Source organism: Enterobacter adelaidei (assembly GCF_041937165.1).
GTDB classification, from domain to species: domain Bacteria; phylum Pseudomonadota; class Gammaproteobacteria; order Enterobacterales; family Enterobacteriaceae; genus Enterobacter; species Enterobacter adelaidei.
Map to the genome: position 1 here is coordinate 2,599,918 of NZ_CP154353.1, position 24,755 is coordinate 2,624,672.

The 24,755-nt window shown below is 56.1% G+C and carries 22 protein-coding genes; 1 reads left to right on the forward strand and 21 read right to left on the reverse strand.

The genetic code is table 11. The annotated features are described in order from the left end of the window. Positions 1–5 precede the first annotated feature (5 nt). The 11 genes from tssH to AAHF05_RS12725 all read right to left on the reverse strand — a co-directional run bounded on the left by tssH (position 6) and on the right by AAHF05_RS12725 (position 12,068). Positions 6–2,621: a type VI secretion system ATPase TssH gene (gene tssH / locus AAHF05_RS12675; RefSeq protein ID WP_129323415.1), complete on the reverse strand. Its 2,616-nt coding sequence runs from the start codon at positions 2,619–2,621 to the stop codon at positions 6–8. Between the two features lie 34 nt (positions 2,622–2,655). Then, the gene (gene tssG / locus AAHF05_RS12680; RefSeq protein WP_129323414.1) at positions 2,656–3,699 is read right to left on the reverse strand and encodes a type VI secretion system baseplate subunit TssG; all 1,044 of its coding nucleotides are present in this window, start codon (positions 3,697–3,699) and stop codon (positions 2,656–2,658) included. Then, entirely contained in the window at positions 3,696–5,567 is a 1,872-nt protein-coding gene (gene tssF / locus AAHF05_RS12685; protein WP_129323413.1) for a type VI secretion system baseplate subunit TssF, read from the reverse strand. Before tssF ends, tssG begins: the two co-directional genes overlap by 4 nt. Positions 5,568–5,569: 2 nt before the next feature. Next, on the reverse strand, positions 5,570–6,133 hold the full coding sequence (gene tssE / locus AAHF05_RS12690; protein ID WP_028018721.1) for a type VI secretion system baseplate subunit TssE: 564 nt from the start codon (positions 6,131–6,133) through the stop codon (positions 5,570–5,572). Further along, entirely contained in the window at positions 6,126–6,938 is an 813-nt protein-coding gene (locus AAHF05_RS12695) for a type VI secretion system accessory protein TagJ (RefSeq protein ID WP_108089719.1), read from the reverse strand. The genes tssE and AAHF05_RS12695 overlap by 8 nt, the downstream gene beginning before the upstream one ends. A 9-nt stretch (positions 6,939–6,947) precedes the next feature. Continuing rightward, entirely contained in the window at positions 6,948–7,946 is a 999-nt protein-coding gene (locus tag AAHF05_RS12700) for a hypothetical protein (protein ID WP_129323412.1), read from the reverse strand. A gap of 16 nt (positions 7,947–7,962) precedes the next feature. Beyond that, positions 7,963–8,760 (reverse strand): PP2C family serine/threonine-protein phosphatase, encoded by a 798-nt coding sequence (locus AAHF05_RS12705; protein WP_129323411.1) that lies wholly within the window; start codon positions 8,758–8,760, stop codon positions 7,963–7,965. Next, positions 8,757–10,505, reverse strand: coding sequence for a type VI secretion system-associated FHA domain protein TagH (tagH, locus tag AAHF05_RS12710; RefSeq protein ID WP_129323410.1), 1,749 nt, complete (start codon positions 10,503–10,505; stop codon positions 8,757–8,759). Before tagH ends, AAHF05_RS12705 begins: the two co-directional genes overlap by 4 nt. 82 nt (positions 10,506–10,587) lie before the next feature. Further along, positions 10,588–10,995: a putative T6SS immunity periplasmic lipoprotein gene (locus AAHF05_RS12715; protein WP_108089715.1), complete on the reverse strand. Its 408-nt coding sequence runs from the start codon at positions 10,993–10,995 to the stop codon at positions 10,588–10,590. Then, a complete protein-coding gene (locus AAHF05_RS12720; RefSeq protein WP_049008606.1) occupies positions 10,986–11,528 on the reverse strand; it encodes a hypothetical protein in 543 nt (180 codons plus the stop codon). The genes AAHF05_RS12715 and AAHF05_RS12720 overlap by 10 nt, the downstream gene beginning before the upstream one ends. 57 nt (positions 11,529–11,585) lie before the next feature. Then, positions 11,586–12,068 carry a type VI secretion system tube protein Hcp gene (locus AAHF05_RS12725; protein ID WP_075606776.1) on the reverse strand — a complete coding sequence of 161 codons (483 nt, stop codon included), beginning with the start codon at positions 12,066–12,068 and terminating at the stop codon, positions 11,586–11,588. Positions 12,069–12,340: 272 nt separating this feature from the next. On the opposite strand from AAHF05_RS12725, the gene AAHF05_RS12730 reads away from it, so the two are divergent. Then, positions 12,341–12,556 carry a hypothetical protein gene (locus tag AAHF05_RS12730; RefSeq protein ID WP_129323409.1) on the forward strand — a complete coding sequence of 72 codons (216 nt, stop codon included), beginning with the start codon at positions 12,341–12,343 and terminating at the stop codon, positions 12,554–12,556. 193 nt (positions 12,557–12,749) lie between these two features. Here the strand turns inward: AAHF05_RS12730 and AAHF05_RS12735 are convergent, their stop codons facing one another. The 10 genes from AAHF05_RS12735 to AAHF05_RS12780 form a co-directional block, all read right to left on the reverse strand. Then, positions 12,750–13,415 carry a hypothetical protein gene (locus tag AAHF05_RS12735; RefSeq protein WP_239664043.1) on the reverse strand — a complete coding sequence of 222 codons (666 nt, stop codon included), beginning with the start codon at positions 13,413–13,415 and terminating at the stop codon, positions 12,750–12,752. 98 nt (positions 13,416–13,513) lie between these two features. After that, the gene (gene tssC, locus AAHF05_RS12740) at positions 13,514–15,013 is read right to left on the reverse strand and encodes a type VI secretion system contractile sheath large subunit (protein WP_028018712.1); all 1,500 of its coding nucleotides are present in this window, start codon (positions 15,011–15,013) and stop codon (positions 13,514–13,516) included. A gap of 3 nt (positions 15,014–15,016) precedes the next feature. Next, on the reverse strand, positions 15,017–15,541 hold the full coding sequence (gene tssB, locus AAHF05_RS12745; RefSeq protein WP_129323408.1) for a type VI secretion system contractile sheath small subunit: 525 nt from the start codon (positions 15,539–15,541) through the stop codon (positions 15,017–15,019). Positions 15,542–15,616: 75 nt separating this feature from the next. Beyond that, positions 15,617–16,633, reverse strand: a complete 1,017-nt coding sequence (tssA, locus tag AAHF05_RS12750) for a type VI secretion system protein TssA (protein ID WP_129323407.1) — start codon at positions 16,631–16,633, stop codon at positions 15,617–15,619. An 11-nt stretch (positions 16,634–16,644) separates the two neighbouring features. Further along, the gene (gene tagF, locus AAHF05_RS12755; protein WP_028018710.1) at positions 16,645–17,361 is read right to left on the reverse strand and encodes a type VI secretion system-associated protein TagF; all 717 of its coding nucleotides are present in this window, start codon (positions 17,359–17,361) and stop codon (positions 16,645–16,647) included. A 16-nt stretch (positions 17,362–17,377) separates the two neighbouring features. After that, positions 17,378–20,998 (reverse strand): type VI secretion system membrane subunit TssM, encoded by a 3,621-nt coding sequence (gene tssM, locus AAHF05_RS12760; RefSeq protein WP_028018709.1) that lies wholly within the window; start codon positions 20,996–20,998, stop codon positions 17,378–17,380. A gap of 2 nt (positions 20,999–21,000) precedes the next feature. Then, complete coding sequence (locus AAHF05_RS12765; protein WP_108089711.1) at positions 21,001–22,239, reverse strand: DotU family type VI secretion system protein; 1,239 nt, start codon at positions 22,237–22,239, stop codon at positions 21,001–21,003. A gap of 17 nt (positions 22,240–22,256) precedes the next feature. Beyond that, complete coding sequence (gene tssK / locus AAHF05_RS12770; protein ID WP_374936337.1) at positions 22,257–23,600, reverse strand: type VI secretion system baseplate subunit TssK; 1,344 nt, start codon at positions 23,598–23,600, stop codon at positions 22,257–22,259. 25 nt (positions 23,601–23,625) lie between these two features. Then, positions 23,626–24,129, reverse strand: coding sequence for a type VI secretion system lipoprotein TssJ (gene tssJ, locus AAHF05_RS12775; protein ID WP_049008586.1), 504 nt, complete (start codon positions 24,127–24,129; stop codon positions 23,626–23,628). A 23-nt stretch (positions 24,130–24,152) separates the two neighbouring features. Continuing rightward, the gene (locus tag AAHF05_RS12780) at positions 24,153–24,647 is read right to left on the reverse strand and encodes a hypothetical protein (protein WP_028018705.1); all 495 of its coding nucleotides are present in this window, start codon (positions 24,645–24,647) and stop codon (positions 24,153–24,155) included. Positions 24,648–24,755 lie beyond the last annotated feature (108 nt).

The window sequence follows — 24,755 nt, forward strand, 5'->3', positions numbered from 1 at the left end:
GATTATTACGCGGCAAACTGACAGTGAAACTCGCCCTGCTCGCAGGTGACATGCAGACGTCGGTACTGCTCGTCGCTGCGGCTGGCGGTAAGTAAGATCTGGCTCATCTGAGGCAGCAGGGTATTGGTCAGGATAGCGTCCACCATGCGACCACCAGACTCCACCTCGGTACAGCGCTGAACAATTTGTTCCACCACGCTGTCGTCAAACTCAGAAATAATGCTGTGATTCTCTTCCAGACGACGCTGAATGCGCTTGAGCTGCAGGCGAACAATCAGCCCCAGCATCTCGTCACTGAGCGGGTAGTACGGCACCACCAGCAGGCGGCCCAGCAGCGCTGGCGGGAATACTTCCAGCAGTGGCTGGCGAAGCGCGCCGCTCAGGGCGTCTGGCTCCGGCATCAGATCCGGATCGGCACACATGGCGCTGATCAGATCGGTGCCAACGTTAGACGTCAGAATAATTATGGTGTTACGGAAATCAATGTGGCGACCCTCGCCGTCTTCCATCCAGCCTTTGTCGAAGACCTGGAAGAAAATCTCGTGTACGTCCGGGTGCGCTTTTTCAATTTCATCCAGCAGCACCACGCTGTACGGACGACGGCGGACCGCCTCGGTTAACACCCCGCCTTCACCATACCCTACGTACCCCGGAGGCGCACCTTTTAAGGTGGAAACGGTGTGTGCTTCCTGGAATTCACTCATGTTGATGGTGATAACGTTCTGTTCACCGCCGTACAGCGATTCGGCGAGCGCCAGTGCGGTTTCGGTTTTACCGACGCCTGACGGGCCACACAGCATAAAAACACCAACCGGTTTGTTCGGGTCGTCGAGTTTCGCCCGTGAGGTTTTGACGCGACGGGCAATAAGCTCCAGACCGTGACGCTGGCCAATAACGCGCTGGTTGAGCGTGTCGGCGAGGTTCAGCACCGCGTCGATCTCGTTTTTCACCATCCGGCCCAGCGGGATGCCGGTCCAGTCGGAGACCACTGCAGCGACCACGTTTTCATCCACCGCCGCGAACAGCAGCGGTTCATCACCCTGCAAGGCATTCAGCGCCTGCTGCTGTTCTGCCAGTTGGCGGCGAAGCTCCGCGTTATCGTCGTCGCCTGCTGCAAACAGCGCGGCACGCAGGCGGATAATCTCCTGCACCAGGCTGCGTTCCTCTTCCCAACGCTGGGCCAGGGCTTCGCGTTTTGTTTCATACGCGTCGCGATCTGCAAGTAATGCCGTCACGCGATCGACGTCACCTGCCCCCAAGCGGGCTTCGCGTTCCGCTATCTCAATTTCCACGTCCAGCGCGGCAAGGTGGCGCAGGCAGTCTTCCAACTGCGCAGGTGGCGCGCTCTGGCTGACCGCGACGCGGGCACAGGCGGTATCAAGCAATGCAACAGCTTTGTCCGGTAGCTGACGCGCCGGAATGTAGCGATGCGACAGCTTCACCGCCGCGCTGACCGCTTCGTCCAGCAACAGGACCTGGTGATGGGTCTCCAGCGGCGAGACGGTGCTGCGCAGCATCAGAATGGCTTTGGCTTCATCCGGCTCGTGAACCTGTACCGTCTGGAAACGACGGGTCAGCGCCGGATCTTTCTCAATGTATTTTTTGTACTCCGCCCAGGTCGTGGCCCCAATGGTACGCAGTTGCCCGCGAGCCAGGGCAGGCTTCAGCAGGTTTGCCGCATCACCGGTCCCCTGCTGGCCACCTGCGCCAATCAGAGTGTGGATCTCATCAATGAACAGAATGATCGGCGTGGCGCTGGACTGCACTTCATTGATTAATGCCTGCAGACGTGCTTCGAACTCACCTTTCATGCCTGCACCGGCCTGTAGCATGCCGATATCCAGCAGCCAGAGTTGAATATTTTGCAGCGGTTCCGGCACGTCGCCGTCGGCGATACGCAACGCCAGTCCTTCCACCACGGCCGTTTTCCCGACCCCGGCTTCTCCGGTCAGCAGCGGATTGTTCTGACGGCGGCGCATCAGAATGTCGACCATCTGGCGGATCTCTTCATCACGCCCGACCACCGGATCAATTTTCCCTTCACGGGCACGCGCAGTCAGGTCCTGACCATACTGGGCCAGCGTGCCCTGTGCAGCCGGTACTGCACCGGCTGGCACATCCGCCGCGGCAGCAGCCTGCTGCGTCTCTTTGCTGTTGGCGCAAATAGCGTCGAACTGCTCAATCAACACCTCGACATTCAGACGAGTAAACTGCGCAGAGATGCTTTTCAGCACGTTAGCCAGATTCCAGGTTTTCAGTATGCCGATCAGCAAATGCCCGCCACGAATACGGCTGACGCCAAACTTCAGCGAGCCGAACACCCAGGCGCGCTCCACAGCGCTGTCGATATGTTCGGAGAGATCGGAAACGGAGCTCGCGCCGCGCGGGAGTGCGTCCAGCGCGGCCACGATATCACGCGTCAGTTGCTGTTCGTCGAGACCAAAGTGGCGGATGACCTGCTGCAGATCGCCATCCTGCTGCTGCATCAGCTGATGCAGCCAGTGCACCAGCTCAACATAGGGGTTGCCGCGCAGCTTGCAGAACGCAGTGGCGCTTTCCAGAGAGGTAAATAACAGCGTATCCAGTTTGCCGAAAAGCACGGCACGGCTAATTTCTGACATGTTCGGTTCCGTTGATAACAATGCGTTAGAAAAATTATCGCTCTGCGCAATACACCAGGTCGCCACGCGGGACAGGCTGCGGCTGGAGTCCCAGCCAGGTGTTATAGCCTAATCGCCCGGCGCTGCCGAGCGTGGTGCCCTGTACCGCGTCTTCACGCAGGATCACCCGTGTTTCCCATTCAAACTCCACCCCAAGATACTGGCGCACCCAGTCGCGCAGCTCGGTGACCCACGCTTCGCCCGGCAGAAAACGGTTGTACTCCTCCGCGCTCAGCGGGCCAATGTCGATGCGAAACTTGTGCTGCACGTCGCGGACGGCAACGCCGAGAAACGCAGATTCGCCCAGACGAGGCAAACGACGTCCTTCGCCCAACTGCGCCTGCTCACGCGGTGAAAGCGGCATCCACTGCGGCACGTTGCTTATCAGTTTGACCGGCGCTTTAAAATAGTTGCGCAGGATCTTCTCCAGCCCCTCGGGATCGCGCCCGTGACGGGTCAGGTGCCCGGCGTGGGTAAAGCGTGCATGCGAGCTCAGGCTGCCTTTGTCCATCTGGCCCGGCTGTCCCATGCCAATCAGCGACGCCAGATACCCCTCAAAGCGCCTGTTGTCGGCGCGGTCCAGAGAGACTGCAGGCTGCGCATCCGCCCACGCGCGATAAAACAGCAGCGTCAGACGATGATGGAACAGATCGGCAAACGCGCTCAGGCTGGTGTCCTGGTGATGATGAATACGCTCGCGGGCGTACTCGGTCATGTGTACCGGCAGCGGGCCGTTAGGGCCAAACAGGCCGAAGCTGAGGATAGACACCTCATGCAGCCCGCTTTCCTCCCGCAGGCCGACCTGTGCCACCGTCGACGGCGCAAAACTCATCGACGGCTGCTGACCGATGCGTAACGGCTCAAACTTTGGCAGTGGCGCGCGTCCCAGCGGGTAGCGCTCGCCGCCCTGAGCATCAATACGCCTTAACAGCTGGAACAGATCGTAGCGCCACGGGGTCTCGCGAACGCCATGCCAGAACGTATCCGGCAGCGGCGTCAGGCGCTGGACGCGCAGCGGTGCGACAGCAACGTCACTCATAGCAGCGCCCTTTTACCCATCCGCGGAGCCCAGTAGCCGATCTCGCCGCGCTGCTGACTTTGCAGGGTGAACTCGGTGAAGCTGTTGATCGACACCAGCCGGGCAAACAGGCGCTCCAGCACGCTGCCAAAAAGCCAGGGGCTGGCACCGGAAAACGCCCGCTCATCCACCGTCAGGGTAATACCGATCCCACGGGCGAAAACGACCGGACCGGGTTCAGGAACACGACGGTGAACGGGTTCCAGCACGCAGTGGCGAACCCCTTCGACCTGACGCGCAACGGGCGTTTCTGCCAGGTTAGCATACAGCCCTAACAGCTGACGCAGCGCCGCCGCGCCCTCTTCATTTTCGCTGTCCATCAGGCTGAGGTAGTTCATCTGCAACTGACTGATAAGCCGCCAGGTACTGAACCCTTCGGCCAGCGCCGGACGCGGTGGCGTTGGGCCTTTACGCAAGGTCAGGGATTTCACCGGCATGGAGTCAGCCATAATGAATTGCCCGAGCTCCTGCTGCAGCATCAGCGGCAGATCGCGGCTGGTGCACAACACCTCTGCAGAGATGTAGCGCAGGTTTTCCTGCCAGGGTGCATGCTGTTCATCCACCAGCGAAACAAAGACCTCCGAACCGATATAACCGGTACGGGTGCCGTATCGCAGAGCATGTTCTGAGAGCACGCGCTGTTCCCGGCGCTGAGAAAAATAGGCACCGTAATTGCCTGCATCGCCGCTCCAGGTACTCCAGAAAGGACGAAACGTCTGGTCGTCACGCTGGCCGTCGGCGCTGCCGAAGATTTTATTCACGGCGTAAATTTCATAATCCAGCGGACGAATGTTATCCACCACCAGATGATATTCATGCTGACCGTCGTTGAGCTTTTGTCGCGCCGCCACTTTCGGGAACAGATTGATCACCGGCGTGCAGTGCAGCGCCAGATGGCTGGCGTCGACCACGCGCTCCAGCTGTTCATCCGATTTATCCAGCAGGATGAAAATATCAAAGGCTTTTTCGTCTTCGCAGCGCTCAATAAGCCTGCTCAGACCGCTCAGGCTGATGAAGCGGAAACGTGCCGGAAAAGCAAAATACTCCTGCAACAGGCGATAACCGTCAAAGTTACGCAGATCGTCCGGGAGCAGCGCCTGATCCGATCCAAAACCCTCCTGACGCAAAGCGTCAGACGCCAGCAGTTGTCGCTGCGGTTGCGGGCTGACCGTCTGGCAGACGATCCCGGCGTGGTGCTCCATCACCAGCTCCAGCAGCTTCAACGCTTCAATGTCAGGACCGCCGAGGAAAAATTCCAGACGGTCGAAATCCAGGTGGCCGAGGTTTTGCGGGCCGTCGCAGGCAATGCGGATCCGTAACGCGCTGTTGATCCCCCGTTGGCTCAGGCCCAGCTGCGCCAGCGGCAGGTCAGCAGGCACCCCGCCCAGTTCGACTTTCTCGATTTTCAGCGGCAGCAGGTTGACCTCGTGCGCAGTGGTATAGCTGCAGGTCACGCCGGTTTTTTTCAGCGCCAGGCTGTCCATCATAGTGCCGCGCGGCACGATAAAGCCTTTGCTCAGATCGCCCCGGCTACTGTCTGGCTGGATTTCAGCAATCGCCATTGAGGGGGTCGGGGCGAGATAGTTCGGTGCAATCATCTCCAGCAGGCGCTGAGAGAAACGCGGAAACTCCGCATCCATTTTCATCTGCACACGGGACGTCAGGAAGGCAAAGCCCTCCATCAGACGTTCGGTATACGGATCCGCAACCTCGATGCCACGCATGCCCAGCCGTCCGGCGACTTTAGGGTAGCGTTCTGCAAATTCAGCCCCCATTTCGCGCAGGTAGGCCAGTTCACGGTTGTAGTATTCGAGCAGTTTACTTTCCATGATTACCCCGCATCTTTCAGTTCAAAATGGCCGTTTTCCAGATCGACATCAGTGCGAAACAGAAACTCCAGCGGGTATGGCACACACCACAAACGCCCTTTGATTTCGATGGACAGCACGTTGTGCAGATCCAGCGATGAGGTATCCGATACGCAGCGAACCTGCAGCCCTTGCGGCAAAATACGTGGTTCAAAATTGATGATGGCCTCAGTGAGCTTGCGCTGAATGTCGTGCCATTCGATATCCGACATGCGCTTCCCGGCCAGCGGCGCAACACCAAAGTTGATCACCGAGCGGTTGACGTGTGGCAACGCACTCAAATCACCGGACGCATCATGGTTAATGGTGTTAAACAGCCACTGCAGATCCCGCAGGACATTGCGACGCAGCGCAGCGTGGGTGATCAGATTGCTGTTGGCCGACTCGCGTTTTTTTTCCGGGTCGTTATCGGTGAGGCGATCCAGCAGTGAGGGCTGCATTTTATCGCGCGCCCCCACCTTCTCCTGCTTGCTGCGGGCTTGCCAGCCGCTGCGCAGCAGATCGCCTTCGCCAGCGGGATTACTCATCGGCTCCATCCGTCGCAAACGTCACGAGGCTTAGCGTCAGCAGCGGGCTTTCGCTTTGTTCGCTCAGCCAGGCTTTCTGCCCCATCCCTTCGTAAAGGGTGGCGTCCTCGTCGAGCGGACGCCACTCGGTGGTGCGTCCCAGCTTGACCGCATCGGAGGCATCGGCCGCAAAAGGATAGCGCGCCGGGATCTGACACACCTGTTCCGTACCGTCGGTCAGACGTACCAGCGCATGGCGCCAGACGAGATCGGTGACGCTGGCCGGGGCCTGGAAGCGGATCTCCGCGATGGCGCTAAACGGCAGCCAGAAATAGCGGCCGTTCACTATGGTTTCACACACCGGACCGAGACGGGCATCGCCATCCATCAGCCAGTCAAACGTCTGTGTTTCCTCGTTTTCGAGGGTGAGGTGTCCCGGGTTTGCCTGCGCCTGTTCAAGGGCGTCCAGACGCAGTACCGCTGCTTGTTCGCCTTCTTCGCTCAGCGCCGCAGCAAGCGTGGTCAGCCACGGCCACTGGGTTTCAGGCATAGCCGGACGCGCTTGTCCCGCCATTACCTGCGCACGTTGCAACTCGCCCTGGATTGACTGCTCCAGCAGCGTAACCGTTGGCTTTGCCTGAGGCTTCAGAGCCAGCCAGCTTTTCAGTTGAGTCAGCGCACGCGTCCAGTTGCCGCTGAGGGTTAAAAACTGTACGAACGCGGCGCGGAGATCGGCATCTGCCGGACGGGCTTTGATTTCGGCTTCAAGACGTGCCAGCGCGTCGCTGAGCGACTCACCCGCCAGGTGTTGATAAAGCGTATTCATAGCCATTCCTTAATTCGCCGCGCGCCACGCACCGACTGCCGGGTCGCGCAGTTGAGGACGCAGGGTATCAATCAGAACGATATTCACCGGGGTACCGGGTGCAACCCAGGCGCTCCAGGTTTTTTTCACTGCCGCAATACGCGCCTGCAGTTTTGCATCGTCGCTGGCGGTTTCGCGGGAAATCTCCACCGCTACGGTGCCGTTACTCTTCCAGCTATTGAGGGTGTCGTCGTAAGGCAGGATCATCCAGCTCTGGTCGCTGTTTGGGGTGCTGAATACCATGCGCTCTTTGTTGACGGAGGTGATCAGCGCATTTTCAGGGTTGGCGCTTTGATTCAGCCCCGTTACCGGGAAGCCATGAATGTACGTCACTGCCATCTCTTTCTGCCCGCCGTTACGGGACTGCGAGATGACGGCGTGTCCGCTCAGCCAGCTCCCGTTACCGCAACGGGTGGTGTCAGTATCCGGAATAAACAGCGCCGGTGCTGAGGAGCCCCCTTCCCAGAAGGTGCGCAGGTGGCAACCATCCTGAAGAGTAAATTCCTGCCACGGCGTGCGGTCGGCGGCAGCAGTTTGGGCGGCGACATTCTGGTCCGGCGGCACTAACGCACCGCTGGCAGGGGTTGCGGTTACGGTCGCTGCAGGGGCGGTCTGCTCCTGCTTCACCACCAGCGCCCAATCCTGAGCTTTACCTGCAGTGCCCTGTGCCAGCGTCGTGCCCGCCGGATCGTTAAGCGTCCAGTTGAGCTTATTCACTTTGCTGCACTGGTGTTCCAGCAGAGAACCAAGACGTGGCACAAAGTTCTCCAGAACGGAAACGTCTTTCTTGCCATTAGCCACAATACGCAGGGCGACCTCTGGCTTACACCAGCTCTGCGGCGTGTTGTCTTTGATGTTGTCGATCCAGATATCCAGCTTCTGCGCAGGTGACTGCACAATGCGGAAATTCTCAGCCTGAGCGGTGGAAGCCACCGTCAGAAGTGCCAAACCCGATAGCCAAAGTTTCATATCGTTCCTTGTGTGTCTAATCAGTTCCGCAGGGAAGAAATTGTGCTGCGTCAGAGAGTGTGTGCAGCAATGTGGTGTCCTGAGGGTTGCCCATCCATACCGCCAGGGCGGTATAGTTATCCTGCGCATTCCCCTCCTGCTCGGCATTCTTTTGAATAATTTGGTTCATTAAGGTCAGCCACTCTTGCGGCGTGTTGACCATGTGTAGCGATTGTTTCATCTGCTCTTCGCTGACGCCATGCCAGAAACCGTCTGTGCAGAGTAAAAAGGCATCGCCGTCTTCAACCTGAACCACGTCGCTATAGCTCGCTTCCGGTCCACCGTTTTCAATCCCCAGCGCCAGATACAGCAGGTTGCTGTTCAGGTTGTCGGTCTGGTGTCCGGCGTCTTTCATCTGTTGCACCAGGCTGTGGTCGGTGGTGACATGCCACAACCATCCACGGCGAAACAGATACAGACGGCTGTCTCCGGCGTGCGCCCAGTACGCCAGACCGTAATCCCTGTCAATAAACAGGCTGACCAGCGTCGTGCCCATCCGGCGATAGTCCTGTACCGCCTGCTGTTCACTGAGAATGGTGCGGTTCGCCGTTTTCACATAGTCACGTATATGCTGCGCGTTGAGGTGCTTGTTGCCATCGAAGCGGGAGATAATGCTGTTGCGGGCCAGTTCAGCGGCGACGTCACCACCCGGCAGGCCCGCGATGCCGTCACAGACGACAAAGCAGGCTGAACGTTCCCCAATGGTTTCTCCCGTCTGATCCTGGTTGCTGGCGCGCGTCCCCTGGCGGGAGAGAGAAGCCGTTGCGATATTCATTTGTCTTCCGATCCGCTCTGTGAGTCTTTGTACTGATTCACCTCCATGTCATACGCATGAAGGAAGGCTTCGCCGAACAGGGTATGGAAGTCATCCTCAATCTCACCGGCCGTCTCACCATAGCTGCGGACAAAATAGTCCCACAGGGCGGCTTTGCGGCTGCCCGGTAGCGCCAGACGGGAGGTCATGCCGTTCTGCTTCGCCTGCTCTTCCAGCTGCTCCGGGTTAAAGGACTGCAGCATCGCGGCAATAATGGCGCGGATACCGGAGATCATACCCAGCTGATGCGCCTGCAGATCGATCAGCGCGTCGCGCACGGATTTTGTTGGCGGCATAAAGCCCGGCATCGGGGTGCCGAACATCTGGATCAGCACGGTTTTGCCGGTCGGCAACAGCTTGAACGGGTTGTTGGCATCGTCCAGCACCATGGTCATATCGGCTTTCACGCCGCGCTTGAGGATGGAGCGCGAGGAGAGCAGCGCCACGGTTCCCTGAGAGAACATACCCAGAATCTGCCCCAGCTGACGCATATTTTCACGGTCAAACTGCGGCACCGGCTGCATTTCACTCAGGCCCATGCCTTCCAGTAGCGCCTCCAGCAGTTCACCCTGCAACACATCGCCCTTCTCGCCATTGTTTACCGTGGCAGTTGGGGAGGCTGTGTTATTGACCGGATCGATACGCAGACGGCCCTTAGGGGCCTGAGCGCTACTGCGCGTCACAGCCTGCGGCGTAGGCATCGTGAAGCCTGCATAATCTGGTCGCGCGGGCGCTTCTTCTGCTCGTGGTGGTTCCTGCGGCTCAGGGGCAAACAGCGGAGAATCAGCCAGTACGTTGTCTTCCTGCTCAGGTTCAGACACTGGCTTATTGTCGATGATCTCATCCGGATGGGTTAACGGCGTGCCGCCCATCAGCCCGAGTGGGTCATCATTACGTGCAGATGGCGCGCTGGCCTTGCCACCAAACAGGGCCAGCGGATCGAGCTCATCCGTCGCCTCTTCTTCTGGTGCGGGTTTACTCTCTACAGGCGGCACCAGTGTTGACGGGGTGACGTCATCGAAGATGCTCTCTTTTTTGAACAACGCTTCATCGCTGAACAGCGTGTCCGGATCGACATTCTTACGCTCAAGCTTAGGATCGCTGTCGTTGAACATCGCCAGCGGATCTTCAGCGTTACGCTCCGGGGCCGCAGGCTGGGAGAAGGGATCGTGCGAAGATGCAGGCTGCGGTTTTGTGCGGTTGCTGGAGATACTGTCGGAGATAGAGAACTCCTGCATCAGGTTATCCCAGATTTCCGTTGGCACGGCTGTCGGCTCTGCTTTCGCTCGTGGCGCTGCACTCACAGGCTTCGGTTGCGGAGCGGGTGCGACAGTCGGACGTGCCTGCTGCTGCATGCTCGCCGCCATACGGCTCACGGGCTGCGTGTCGTGGATCAGCTCGGTCACTTCGAGGCGGTAGTCATCAATACCAAGAATGTCGCCATCCTGCAGTTCAACCTGACGCCCCCGCTCCAGCGGAATGTCATTTAATACCACGCGGGTGACGCTGCCACGGTTGGTCACGCGGCATTCACCCTGGGCGTCAACGTGAACAATGGCCTGCAGACGAGAGATAGTGCGGTCATTATCCGGCAACACCAGGTTGTTATCCGTACCGCGCCCAATGGTGCCGCCCGGGGCATAAAAATCACAGCTGCTCTGCGGCGGCTGATGACCGGGTTTTGTAGAAATAATCGTGAATCGCATGGCGTATTCCTGCTGGTATGATTAGCGCTCAAACGCTGCCGCTCTCGGAGCGAGAACGGCGGCGTTTGGGGGTTAACACATTCTATTCAGTTTGCGTAAGCTTAAACTGGCCTGAAGGACCTTCTTGTAAGGTGAAACGGGCAGCATAACGAATAGAATCGTTTTTCCCTGACACTTTCAGAGCAACATCATATTCTCCCGCTTGCCACGCAATCCCCTTCCACAGGTGACACTGTTGGGTCGTTAACGTCACCTCAGGGCTAAACGTTGACGGCGGCGATATCGCTTTCCATTCATTTCCCGCGCGTTTCATTATGGTGGGCGAATGGCTGGTGACAGGCGCTTCTAACCCGGAGTTAGCGGGAATAGCAAAGCAGGGTTCGTTGTTCTTTAGCGTAACCGTAAGCGACTGATATTGTGCAGGATGAGAGACACAGGCACTCACCGTTAATGCGATTGCTACAACACTGAGTAACTGTTTCATAACCATACCCGCCGGTCTTTAGGATTTTGAATAAACAACGATAATACCTGCAGATATTTATCCTTCAGGTCTGGTCCGATAATTCCCTCGAAACCTGCAATGTTTCGGAAATCACCCAGGCCGTAATTTATCAGATAATAAAAATCTGAAATGATAGAAGCCTGCTGCTCCATACCAAAGTCCGATAGTTTTTTATCGGGGGGCAGAGAATAATTATAACTTGCTGCCCAACTGAACGCGCCTCGGGTTCGAACATTCATTCCAACCTGATGCTGCAGTACATGCACCATTTCGTGAATGAACCAGTGCTTATATCGCGGAACCTCTATAGAGAAGTCATCCCGATAATGCGGCTCGCGAAAATAGAGCTCACCATTGGGGGTCATCGCGACATCTGTCGACTGCATATTAAACGGCAAATAGCTTTTATTATGGACTTTAACTTCTGAGTACTTTATTGCGTCACCAAAAACCGAGCGCGCCAGTGCTATTTCGCCAATAGTGAGAGGACGGGCGCCCCCTTCCTGCAAGCTTGCCATGCTATCTTCCTTCCCGGTTGATAATGACCGGGGAAAATTCCCCGGCCACATTCGCAATTACGCTTCTTTGTTCTCTTTGATGTTCCAGCCAGCGCTGCTTTCAGCACCTTTACCACCAGACGTGGTCTGCTCCCAGTACTGCTGTTTCACTTTCGCAGCCTGGAATGCATAAGTCACACCAACGGTATCGCCGTTGTCAGCACCGGTGTACTGAACAGAGGTTACCAGAACGTCTTCCAGCGTGATGCGGGTGTACTCCACCTGCTGGCCGCCCGCTTTACAGACGGACAGCTCAACTTTGGTCAGGTGTTTACCGCTGGCGCAGTGTTTCAGGATTGCTGTAGTGGATTTGTCAATCAGAGCGTTAACGTGCAGATCGTTAAAGTTAACTTTACCGGCACCACCACCACCGCCGACGCTCATATTACCTGGCTGGGAAGCGCCCCAGGAGAAGGAGGTAATATCAGTCCAGCCGGTGTGGTTAGAATCTTTAGATTCGCCCGTAACACCCTCGACCTTCAGAAACATATCAATAGCCATAATATCTACTCTTCGTGGATGAACAATATTGCTTTCGAAAAAGCACTTATATGGCAAACAGGAAAGCATGGGGCTGAATAAAACCGTCCATATTTTACCTCTGCCTCTAGCCTGACGAATTCGAACTTCGTACAGACTCTTCAGAGTGCCTGCAATTGCAACCACCCTAAATTTTGTTAGTCACACTTCATGGTAACTAAGCGCTAGACAATGATTCACTGTATCATCTAGAATATTTTCAATCGTCTATCATTCATCTAGGGTAACAGAACATGAAGAAAACATTGTTATTAATACTTACCATTGTATTTTTGATTATTGCAATTTTCACAACTGTAGATCTTTTCCAATCAGTCTGGTATGTATTTTCATTAGAAAAAATCACTACAACTTCTGCAGGCTTACTTTTTGGGAAATTAGTTTTCTTGCTGGTCATCCTTTTGGCATTTTACTTCTCGCTAAAGTTTTTGCGTAAATCAAAGCCTTGATTTTAATATTTCCGCAAAATAGTAAATAGCGATAGATGCAACTAAAAGAATGATTAATAGAACTGCATTTATCGTTATTTCTAAGGTAGTTACCGACCAATCAAAGACAAAAATATAATAGCCAAGGACTGAGAAAAAAAGCATAAATGAAACAATAAGCATGAGATAGACTATAATGTACTTTGATGCTCTTTCAAACACGAGTAGCCCCTGCTAAAAATTGGCTGAAAATTTCTTTATCTATAGCACCATGACTCTGTTGGAAATTTATAGCTTCAATAAATGGCTTAACATTATCTTCAACGAGAAAATATAATAAATCTAAATCACCCGCACCACGCAGCTCATAGTAAACATTTTTGTTTAATTTTAAAAGATCGTATGAGGTATAAACTGAGCGAGAAATTGAAGCACCCACACTCAATACACCAGTAAGTCCTGCAGAAACAAGAAATCGCGGAACAATCTTTGAAACAAATAGCGTAATTAATTCATTCACGAAAACCATTTTAAAGGCTATACCACCTACTTGCGACCCACCTATTTTAAGGAGGAGTTCCTTAGATTGCTCTTCAGATAAACCAGACAGATAACGTTTGACCACTGTATTAATTAACCGACGCACATCTTCTGATGTAAGCCCTTTTTTGATTAACGTTAACAACCTAATTTTATCTGTTTCATTTCGCCACCGATGGTCTGTATCCAGAAAATCTTTGGTTAACATCCATAAGTCTTCCGGGATTGACATAAAACCATCGACCGCGCTGCGAGCGAAAATTTCTGGGCCACTCTGTTTACGCGTATCAAAAATCTTCAACATGCCATCTGCAATTTCTTTTGGTGAACTCGTTCCCAATGTTGATTCCTCCTGAAGTTAATAAATATCGATAGTTTTCTATATGAATTATGCCAATGTAGTTTACTTTGCCGACCCTCCAGGGCCGGCACTCATTATTACGCGTCTTTCGTCTTCAGCGACGGCAGTTTAGAAACCAGACGCAGGGAAACGGTCAGGCCTTCCAGCTGGTAGTGTGGACGCAGGAAGAACTTCGCGGCGTAGTAGCCCGGGTTGTCTTCAATCTCCTGCACCTGCACTTCGGCAGCCGCCAGCGGTTTGCGGGATTTGGTCTCCTGGGAGGAGTTAGCCGGGTCACCGTCTACGTAGTTCATCACCCAGTCGTTCAGCCAGCGTTCCATCTCTTCGCGCTCGCGGAAGGAGCCGATTTTGTCGCGCACGATGCACTTCAGGTAGTGCGCAAAGCGGCAGCAGGCGAACAGGTACGGCAGGCGTGATGCCAGACGCGCGTTGGCGGTGGCATCCGGGTCATGGTACTCCGCCGGTTTTTGCAGCGACTGCGCGCCGATGAATGCCGCAAAGTCGGAGTTTTTGCGGTGAACCAGCGGCATAAAGCCGTTTTTCGCCAGCTCGGCTTCGCGACGGTCGCTGATAGCGATCTCGGTCGGGCATTTCATGTCCACACCGCCGTCATCGCTCGGGAAAGTGTGGCATGGCAGGTTTTCTACCGCCCCGCCGGACTCCACGCCGCGAATCGAGGTGCACCAGCCGTACTCTTTGAAAGAACGGTTGATGTTGGCAGCCATCGCATACGCCGCGTTCGCCCAGGAGTAACTGTTGTGGTTCGCGCCGTCGGTCTGCTCTTCAAAGTCAAAGCTGTCGACCGGATTAGTACGAATGCCGTACGGCAGACGTGACAGGAAGCGTGGCATCACCAGACCCAGATAGCGGGCATCTTCGGATTCACGCAGTGAACGCCAGGCGGCGTATTCGGTGTTCTGGAAGATCTTGGTCAGGTCGCGCGGGTTAGCCAGTTCCTGCCAGGATTCCATCTGCATCACGCCCGGTGCGGTACCGGTGATAAACGGACAGTGCGCCGCAGAGCCGATGCGCGCCATTTCACCCAGCAGCTCAACGTCCTGCGGACTGTGGTCGAAGTAGTAGTCACCCACGATGCAGCCAAACGGCTCACCACCAAACTGGCCGTACTCCTGCTCGTAGATTTTCTTGAAGATCGGGCTCTGGTCCCAGCCCACGCCTTTATAGCGTTTCAGGGTGCGGCCCAGCTCCTGCTTGGAGATGCTCATAAAGCGGATCTTCAGCATCTCGTCGGTTTCAGTGTTGTTCACCAGGTAGCTCAGACCGCGCCAGGCGCTTTCCAGCTTCTGAAACTCGTCGTGGTGAATGATCTGGTTTACCTGCTGCGACAGCTGTTCGTCGATACCGGCAATCAGGTTTTGAATGGTGCGGTAGGTGTCGTTGGAGAAAGTGACGGTATTTTCCAGCGCCTGCTGCGCCAGAGTTTTGACCGCGCTTTCTACAGCGGAACGCGCCTGATCGGTTTTCGGGCGGAACTCTTTGTTCAGCAGCGCGCTGAATTCATCCTGGCTGAACGCCTGACCCGCCTGCTGCTCATGTTGTTGAGTCTGGTTGCTCATCGATTATTCCTCGCTACCTTTCGCACTTTCGTCATTTTTCGGCAACTGGCTCAGGGATTTGAGCAGCGTCGGATCCTGGAGAATTTTCGCGATCAGCTCTTCCGCACCGTTTTTGCCGTCCATGTAGGTCAGCAGGTTGGAGAGCTGTGTACGGGCTTCCAGCAGCTTGTTCAGCGGTTCAACCTTGCGGGCCACCGCATCCGGCAGGAAGTCTTCCATGCTGTCGAAGGTCAGATCGACATTGAGCTTACCTTCGCCGGTCAGGGTGTTATCCACCTGGAACGCCACACGCGGCTTAAGTGCCTTCATGCGTTCATCAAAGTTGTCGATGTCGATTTCGAGGAATTTACGCTCGTCGACGGCCGGCAGGTTTTCAACCGGTTTGCCGACCAGATCGGCCATGACGCCCATCACAAACGGCAGCTGAATTTTACGTTCTGCACCGTAGATCTCTACGTCGTACTCAATCTGCACGCGGGGGGCACGGTTACGTGCGATGAATTTCTGCCCACTGTTACTCATTGCCATGATGTTCTCCATCAAAGATGCGCGGTGAAGTTGAAACGGCAGGCTCCATGCCTGTCGTCATAATGCCTGGACGCGTTATTCGCGGCGTCCAAAGATGTTTTCCAGTTGGTTAACGCCGTCCGGCGCCAGGTCGCGAATAATGTCCATAAAGTTGAGTTCTGACAGCCGCTGTACCCGTTCAATCATCAGCGGCGCAGGGTGGCTCGGTTCGTACTGCGCAAAATACTGCTTCGCTTTTTCCAGCATCAGCTGCGCGTCGGCGCGGCTGGTGACCTGCACACTGCGCCAGTCGGTGACCTGCTGAACGGGCTGTGCTGTCACCTGTTGCTGCTCAGCTTGTTGTTCAACCTGCGCTTCACGGTTTGGCAGCAGCTTGCTGATGTCGGTCACCTGACAAGCGCCGGCGACCAGCCCCACGGTTTTCAGCAACTGCTCCATTTCGGGTACGCCGCTTTCACCGAGATACCCGGTGAGGAGATCGCGAATGGCCTGCAGTCGTTCGTGAATGACGATAACCGCGGCGGTACCCGGCTGGTCGCCGCGAGCCAGTTCGTCAATCAGCCGTGGACGACCGCCCGGATAATCCGGACATTCGGTCTTGCTGCCATCCAGCAGCGCCTGGGCATCCCGGAGCGAAATTTCATCGCCGTTTGAACGCAGCAGGGAAGCATTACGCACGGCGACGGTGAGGTCAGATTTATCGCTCAGCCCTGCCAGAGCGTTAATGCGATAGAACGGATCGGTTTCGCCATACTCTTCCAGCAGCGGATAAAGCGGCTCCCAGTAACGGCTGATGGCCTCCTGCACCAGCAATAGTCCGTCTGCGTAACCTGCCAGCCCGCGACGGCGGGTCCAGGCATGCGTGAGTGCCAGCAGTACGCGAAGATCTTTGGTGCGGGTCAGCAGGCTGGTGGCGAACTTTTCGACCGTGTTCCAGTCAGCAGGCTCTGCGGGGATAATGGTGTCGCCAAACTGCTGTTCTGCTTTCCCAAGACTTGCCTGATTCATAATCTGGAAGTCGGCGTCGTACTCCAGGTTTTCGCCGCAGGGCTTGTCGGGGCTTATTGGCGCGAGAAATTCTTCGATATTCATGAGATCCCTGCTTATTCAAACATGGGCGGATAGAGACCGTGACGGCCCGGGCGGGCGCCCCCTGCCGGGTCGAACAGCAGGGTGAAAAGCTGCCCGGTAAAGTTACCGCTGTGCACGTGGGTGTACAGCGGATAACCATCGCAGCGGTTAGTCCACCAGTAGCTCGTCTGGCGCAGCGGATCAAAGCACTCCGCGGCCTGGGGCCAGCCCAGCGTGTTCTGACCGTCCTCGTCATAACCAATCACATCAAGGATGTCAGAACGCTTTTGCGGCTCGACAGGCTGCGGCGCCGGAATGGTCATCAGCATCTCGTCCAGCTGTGAGGCGGAAAAACTATTGCGCACCGCGTGCAAACCCAGGCGCCCAATCTGCTGATACCAGCTTTCAGCCTGGCTGAGCAGGCTGGTCGACCACTCTGTCGGGGCGAAGCTTAGCTGAAGGCAAACCGGGTACTGGCGGCCAACGCTGTCGCGGCCGGGCAGCAGACAGCCCATCTGGATCATCTGGCTACCCAGCATCGGGGGGACAACAAAATTCCAGACCGGCGCTTTGTGAAACTGGCGCTCGCCGCTGCGCTGCTCTTCCTGCTGCCAGGCCAGCAGACCAACCTGGAACCAGTGTGACCACTGGCGCTGTAAAGTGTCAGGAAAGCGACGCTGCAAAAAATCTCCGGCGCTGGGTAACTTGCCATACCAGCTGTAGCGGTTCATCGCAGGGGTATTCGTCATACGGCTGTCCTTGCGGTTATGGGCATGAGAAACGAGGAAGCTGGAACGGGTTGCGAATGCTGTTTGGCGCAAACTCCAGCGTGACCTGATGTCCGTCGACGTTGAACGTGGCCTGGCGGCTCAGGCTACCTGCCCCCGGGCTGGTGCTCGCTTTATCGAAAAAGCGGTTTAGCGCCCAGGCACCGTTGGTCACCAGCGTCGCCGTGCTGCCATTCGCCAGCCCCAGCTGCATACGTACCTGATTAGTACCACCTGGTCCTGGCCAGTTCATGATCTGCACCGCCTGAGGACCATGGCTGTAGCGCAGTTGCTGGCCATCGACGTCCAGCGTCAGGTTCAGAATGGTGTTATCCATTCGCACGGTGCGGACCGTCACTTTGAAAGACGGGGTCGTGGCGCCATTAGCAAAGAAAGCATCACGGATCGACTGGGCCTGCTGGAACGGTCTCAGCAGCCCTTCGCTTCCCGGCAGCGTTTTGCCGTCAATGCCCGGCATAAAGCGCCAGTTTGCCTGCGTGGTATCCACTTTATTGGTCAGATTGTCGCGGAAGAAGGCGTCCATCAGCCCGGTTCCCGGCGCAAACATACGCGCGAGATCGTCAGGAGTGACCTCGGTGCTGGCGCTGCGTACCAGCGGGTAGCGACCGGCAATCGCCTGACGACAGAATCCACCCACTTCGACATTGATCCGCTTACGCACATTGTCCAGATCGCGGCGCTGGGTATCACTGCTGGCCCCCACCGCCATGTTGCTGAACATGGTTTGCAGCCCACCCGGCAGACGACCGGCGCTGGCCTGCAGACGGCTGATCGCCTCTCCGCCCGGTGCCGGCATGCCGCTGTTGGCGGCGTCCTGGACGGCGGTCAGGTAACGATAAAGCTCGTCCACCTGCTTAAGAAAGTCATCAAAGACGATAGTCTTACCGCCCTTCTCCAGCGGTTGCGCCAGCTCAATCAGCGGGGCGTAGTGGTCGGTCACCAGTTGTTCCGGTGACTGAGCGACAACGGCAGCTTGTGACGGAGCAGAGTTGTTATTGCTGAACAGCGTTTCCAGCGTGCGGGTAGCGCGGTTGCTTTGATCTTGTGCTTTACCGGCATTGTCTGCTGCTGGTTCATCACGAGACAGCGTCAGTACCTGACTCAGGCTCAGCACCAGACGGCGCAGCGGCGAGTTTGTGCCAGAAAGCAGCCGTGCGGTATTGATACGCTGAGAAAGGTCGGCACTATTGTTAAGCTGAATGTCGGCGAGCCAGGGATCCCAGTTTGCGATAAAGTCTCGCATGTAGAGCTGGCGCACGGCGTTATCGATCTGCTTTTTATCTTCCTGCGCCGTGGCGGCTCCCAGCACCCAGGCATCGTCTTCATGCAGGGCGGTGGTGACGCTGTCAATCTGGCCGTTAAAGCTTTTCCAGTAGCCGTCCGGGGTATAAAGCCCCGGCACACCCTCACTCACCGGCTTGCCGCTTTTACGTGAAAACACCAGTTCGCTCTGCGGTCCTCCCAGGTCGGTAAGAGAAACCGGCTTCAGATTTTCATCATGTTCCAGCAGACGCTTCAGACGACCATATACGCGGGTGGAGAGCGGCTGCTGGTTGATCAGCGCTCTTTCGCGGGTAACCAGGGATTCGTCCTGGGCATACGGGGAGGCCTGAATTTTCGGTTCCAGCAGTTGCGTAAGATGCCATTCAAGCTGTTGCAGCTGTGCCTTCGTGACGTTCTGCGGCAGGTTGCGCTGCAGATTGAGCATCACCCACGAATGCAGAAATTTGCCGTCGTAGTGCTTTGGCTGATACAGCATTTGATAGGCTTTTAGCGCTTCGTAGCTGTATTCCACATCGCTGCCGTTGTCGTTACGAAGCCAGGTGGTGATGTGCATGGCGACGGCAGGCAGCAGCATCTGATCCAGCGCTTTCTGGTACAGAGACTGCGATGCATCACTGACGTCATCCCCACGATAAAGACCCATACGGCGGGATACTGGCGGATCGTTTACATCAAACGCGTCACTCTTCGGCAGGTCCACCAGACCATTGAGCAGCGGCAGCAGATCAAACAGGTCCCGCTGAGGCTGGTTCTGTAACGCTTTACTCTGCTGATCAAGCAGCGGCACCTTCGCATCGACCTCTTCCAGATACGCCTTGTTTTTGGCGTAGCTGGTCAGCCACAGTCCACCGAGGATCACCAGCAGAGACAGCAGTGCTGCATAGCCGGACCAGATCACCGCCCGGTTGCGCAGTTCCCACCAGCGGTTTTCTCCGGCAATACCGGCCTCCTGGAAAATGACGTTTTGCAGCAGATTCTTGATGAAGAAGCTCTGGCCTTTCGCACCAGGAATGGGTGCCTCTTTGCTGACTGCATCCCAGCTATCGCCCTCGGCACCTTCAGGTAAAGAGAGCGCGCGGTTCAATTCGCCCATCACGCGGTCGAACGGCATGCCCTCCTGGGTCCCGCTGGCGAAGTAGATCCCGCGCGGGGAAAACTCGGTTTCGAAATTCGAACGGGCGAAGACCGTGCTCAGGTAGTCCGCCAGCAGCGGACGCAGCGCGGCAAACTCCTGCGGGAAGAGATAGGCTTCGGCGCGTGTTTTCGCGTCATGCTCTTTCAGCATGGTTTCCGGCAACCCGGCGTCCAGGCGCTGCTGCAGCAGAGAAAACTCCTGCTGGAAGTTGCCCATCAGGTCGTAATCGGCGTGTCTGGTTTGCTCCCACGGCAGCGTAAAGCCCCAGATCTGATCGCGCTGGGCTTTGTCGTAGTCGGCAAACCATGCACGGAAGCCTTTAAGCAGGTCAGCCTTGGTTACCATCACGTACACCGGGAAGCGAATGCCCAGTTGTTCATGCAGCTCAGACAGACGCTGACGCAGATTCACCGCCTGCTGGCGGGACGCCTCGGCAGACTGGGTGAGAAGGTCAGAAATGCTGATAGTGATGATGACACCGTTGATCGGCTGGCGGCGGCGATACTTACGCAGTAACCCCATGAATTCCAGCCATTCTCCGGCATCCTGTACCTGCTCGCTCTCCTGAGTGGTATAGCGCCCCGCCGTATCCAGCAGCACCGCCTCGTTAGTGAACCACCAGTCGCAGTTACGTGTCCCCCCAATACCGCGCAATGCGGTCTTACCGAAACGATCGGCCAGTGGGAACTGCAGCCCGGAATTGACCAGCGCCGTGGTTTTACCGGAGCCCGGTGCACCAATAATGACGTACCACGGCAGTTGATACAGATATTGCGTGCTGAAGCGCTGCGTCCACTGGGCACTCTGCCCCGCTTTGCTGAAGTGCGCTTTTTTCAGCATCTGCGCGGCTTCATCAAAACGGCTGGCGAGGATCTGCTCCTCGCTGTTCAGTCGTTTCTGCGGATCCGCGGCTTCCGGTTTGCTCGTGTTCTCATTGAGCTTGTCCATCAGCTTGCGGTTCAGCCAGGCATTATACAACCGCGGCAGGATATGGCCTTGCGCCCAGAGCAGATAGACCACAGCGATGCTGATAATGCGGTTTTGTTCAGACTCAAGCGGTCGGGTGTCCACGATGGACAACAGGGGACCGATCATCCAGATCACCGCCGCAAGCGCCGTTACGCCGAGGAAGCTCCACAGAATGCGGTTGGTCAAAATGGAAAGAAGTGTAGTCAGCATCCTTAGTTTCCTTGCGGCAATCCGTTCAGCTCAGCCTGTGTATTTTCAGGCGACACCAGCAGAGTAATTTCCACACGGCGGTTACGGGCGCGATTTTCAGGCGTCGTGTTCGGCGCCACCGGGTTAATCTCGCCCCGCCCTTCCGCTTTCACACGATCGGGCCGGGATAGGCTTCCCTGCAGCATTTTCTGTACCGAGCGGGCACGTTCCAGAGACAGTTCATAGTTAGAAGCAAAGCGCGCGCTGCGGATCGGTACGTTGTCGCTATAGCCCACCACCAGAATTTTGCCGCTGACGTTATTCATCGCCTGCGCAATACGGTTAATCACCGGTTCATAGCGGTCACGCACAACGGTGGAAGCAGAGGCAAACAGCCCATCACCTTTCAGGATAACAACGCTGCGGTCCGCTTCGTCTTTCACCGCGACCAGACCCGCCTCGATTTCAGGCTTCAGGAAGCCGCGCAGGTTTAACACCGCAGGTAGTTGGCGAGCTGGCTGCTGGATGGTGGTTTCCGGCAGTTGGGACTGGTAAATCTTCGCCAGCACCGGGCTGGTGTTGTCGCCAAGACGCCAGTTAAGGACGATGTAGAACAGGCAGGCGATAAACCCGGCCAGCGCGACACAAGCCCAGAGCGGTACCATCGGACGCCACAGTTTGCGCAGCACTGGGCGATCTTCCGGATGGGGAGAAAGCGGTGGTGGATAGCTGCCACGTACGCCACGGATCATCTGCCAGAGTCGCTGCTTGATCGTCTCGAGCTGGGTGCGCCCATTATCCAGCACCCGATAACGCCCTTCGAAGCCAAGCAGCAGACAGTAATTGATCATCTCCAGCAGCAGAATATGTTCACGCGGGTTCTGCGACAGGCGCGCCAGCAGCTGGAAGAATTTCTCGCCGCCCCAGGTTTCGTTATGAAACGTCACCAGCAGACCGTTGCTTGACCAGACGCCGCTGCTCCCCCAGGGGGTCAGCGCAGCCGCTTCATCCAGGGCCGTACACAGGCAGTAACGTGCCCCGACGATCACCTCATAGGCGAGGCCAGCCTGCTGACAGCGGACTTCGAAACGGCGAATTTCATCGATCAGACGCTGGCGTAATGCCACCTGATCGTCATGAGACACCGAATGACGGATCTGCGGAATCGCATTGAGCAGCGGATTAGCGGCCGCCACCAGCGGATTGTTACTACTGGCTCCGGTAATCGCGGCATCACTGCCGGTATCCTGTCGTTCCTGCATATTTAGCGCTCGCTATATTATTCTGTCGGGCTACGGATGGCCCAAAACTCCATATCCAGCCCCGGGAATTCCCCTGCAAGATGCAGGGCAAATGCACCGGACTTATCCATCTCGTGCCACAGCTCACTGCCTTTCTCCAGCTCAAAGTAGCTGTAGCCCGCATGCCATGGGATCTGCGGTGGCGCAACCGGCATGGCGCGCAGCATAATGCCAGGCAGTTGCAACTGGACCAGATCGCGGATTTTCGATACCGGCGCGATCTTCATCTGGGCAGGGAAATAGGTTTGCAGGTGTTCGCCTGGCACACTGGCTTTTACCGCCAGTACGAAACCAAACTCACGCACCATGCTGGTTTCAGGCACAGTAGCGATATTCAGACCGTGAGAGCGTTCGTTAAGCGGCAGCTGAATCGCGTGATCTTCCATCACCAGCGACAGCCCCTGACGCAGCATCAGCATCAACTTACTGAAGCAGTTCGCGAGATCGTCATGATCGTAAATCGGTAGTACGTTTTCGGGGTGACGTTGCGAGGTCCAGGTGGCGAGTTCGGTGGCAAACGGCAGCCAGCTGCGCCAGAGCGTTTCCGGGTGCAGCAGCGGCAGCGTTTTTAAGTGAGAAACCTCGCCCAGATGGCGGTTCACCAGCGACAACAGCGTAAATTCGATCAGTTCAGAGGTGTTAAAGCGGCCAGGCTGACGCAGACGACCACCAATCTGCTGACTGCGCTGCACCAGTAAGCCGTGCAGATCGTTGATCATGCTGTAGATCTGCGGGCTGTTATTGGCGTTCAGCATTGGCGGAATGTAGCTGTTATCGAGTCGCACGAGGTTATCGTTACGTTTCTCGGTCACTGCCGCCACGCCGATGGCGGTCCATTCTGCTGTCAGATCTTTTTCCAGCATCAGGGTCAGACGAAGACGGCCAAACTGGACGGTGGCATCCCCCACCGACATGGCGTTATCGTCTTCTACCTCTTGCTCAAAAGCGATGAAGCGCGCCAGAGAGGCCTGCTCTTCGCTAAAAATCACCTCTTCTCTCTCGCCACGGCGAACCGGCAGTGCGAGCACCACCTTTTCATTGGTGAGGTTGTCGGGGATTTTCAGCGGTGCAGGCCCGTTGCGCCCGTTGCGCACCTGGAAAAAGGTGCCGTCCGGCAGCAACCCGCTGCAGTAGCTCAGGGCAATGCATCCCTGACGCAGCATGGCTTCATCGAGTTCAACGTCCAGAAAGCCCCAAAGATAGGACCGCTGTAGCGCACCCCATTCACGAACATGGTTGAGCAGATAGCTTTCAGCCCGCTGAAAATGGTGTGGACGCAGGAACATGCCTTCGGTCCAGACGAGCTTTTCTGCTTTCGTCATGATGTGTTTCCTGTTTTAACGCGCATTACTGACTGATGACACGAATGCCATTCACGTCGAGAAAAACGTTGGCCTGGAGTTCATCCGCGGACCATTTCCAGAACTGATAGAGATGATTTTCGCCTGGCACAGGCAGAGGGATTGAAACGCGCCATTTTTTGCCATCCAGCATCTGATATTCCGCCATCACACCGATATAGCGGGCCTCCGGAGAGCTTTGTCCGCTGAGGGTTTTCGACAGCTGTCCTGGCATCAGGAAGAACACATCGCTGTTCAGCAGATTCGCGCCAAGCGTTGCTGACGCGTTGTTCTGCAGGGAATAGAAGTCGCTGGACATGAAATCCGCATCGGATTTCAACAACAGTACCCGGACTTTAAGCGGCGCAGATTCATTGATTTGTGGATGAGCCTGAAACTGCAGATTGTAGCGGGAAGGGTCGCTGTGTGAAGACGACGTACAACCACTGACAAGGGTGAAAACCACCGCGTAAAAGACCAACCACAGCCGATGAAAATTTTTATTATTCATAAAAACACGCTCATAAAAGCCGTTTAGTTCAGGATCCAGGTACCGTTAGCGCTGTCTTTGCAGGCTTTGCTGTTGCCATCAACATCGACACAGGTTGCTTTTTTACGTGACTTAGGACGAATGGCTTGTTTACGCACGGCCGCGTCGTACTGATCGGCCTTGATAACGGCGCGCATCGGCACGTAACCAATCAGCTGGTCTTGTCCTTCATCGGCAAGCGCCATCCAGTAGTGTTCAACCTGCCCCAGCACCACGTAGGTTTTTCCGGTTTCCAGCGTGCGAATGACTTTTCCGCCAAAGTCAGGACGGCTCATCACGGATGCCGGATACATGGCACGATACGGCTCATTGAGTTGGGTGAATTCTGCCGGGGGGGTAACGGCGTGACGGTGGGTTAAGGTGACGCCGTTGACCTGGCTGGTCACGATAGTATCGTCGTTGATCACAGGTTTCTGCGGCGCTTTACAGCCCGCCACCGCCATTACAAACAGAAGTGAAAACAGTACGCGCATTTTCATATGCTTTTCCGTAGCGATATTTCGATGATGAAGATGAGGGAATGAAGTTTGTTTTAAGTACAAAAGTTAAAACATGCAGGATATTTTCGGGGCGTGACTATTTTAAGG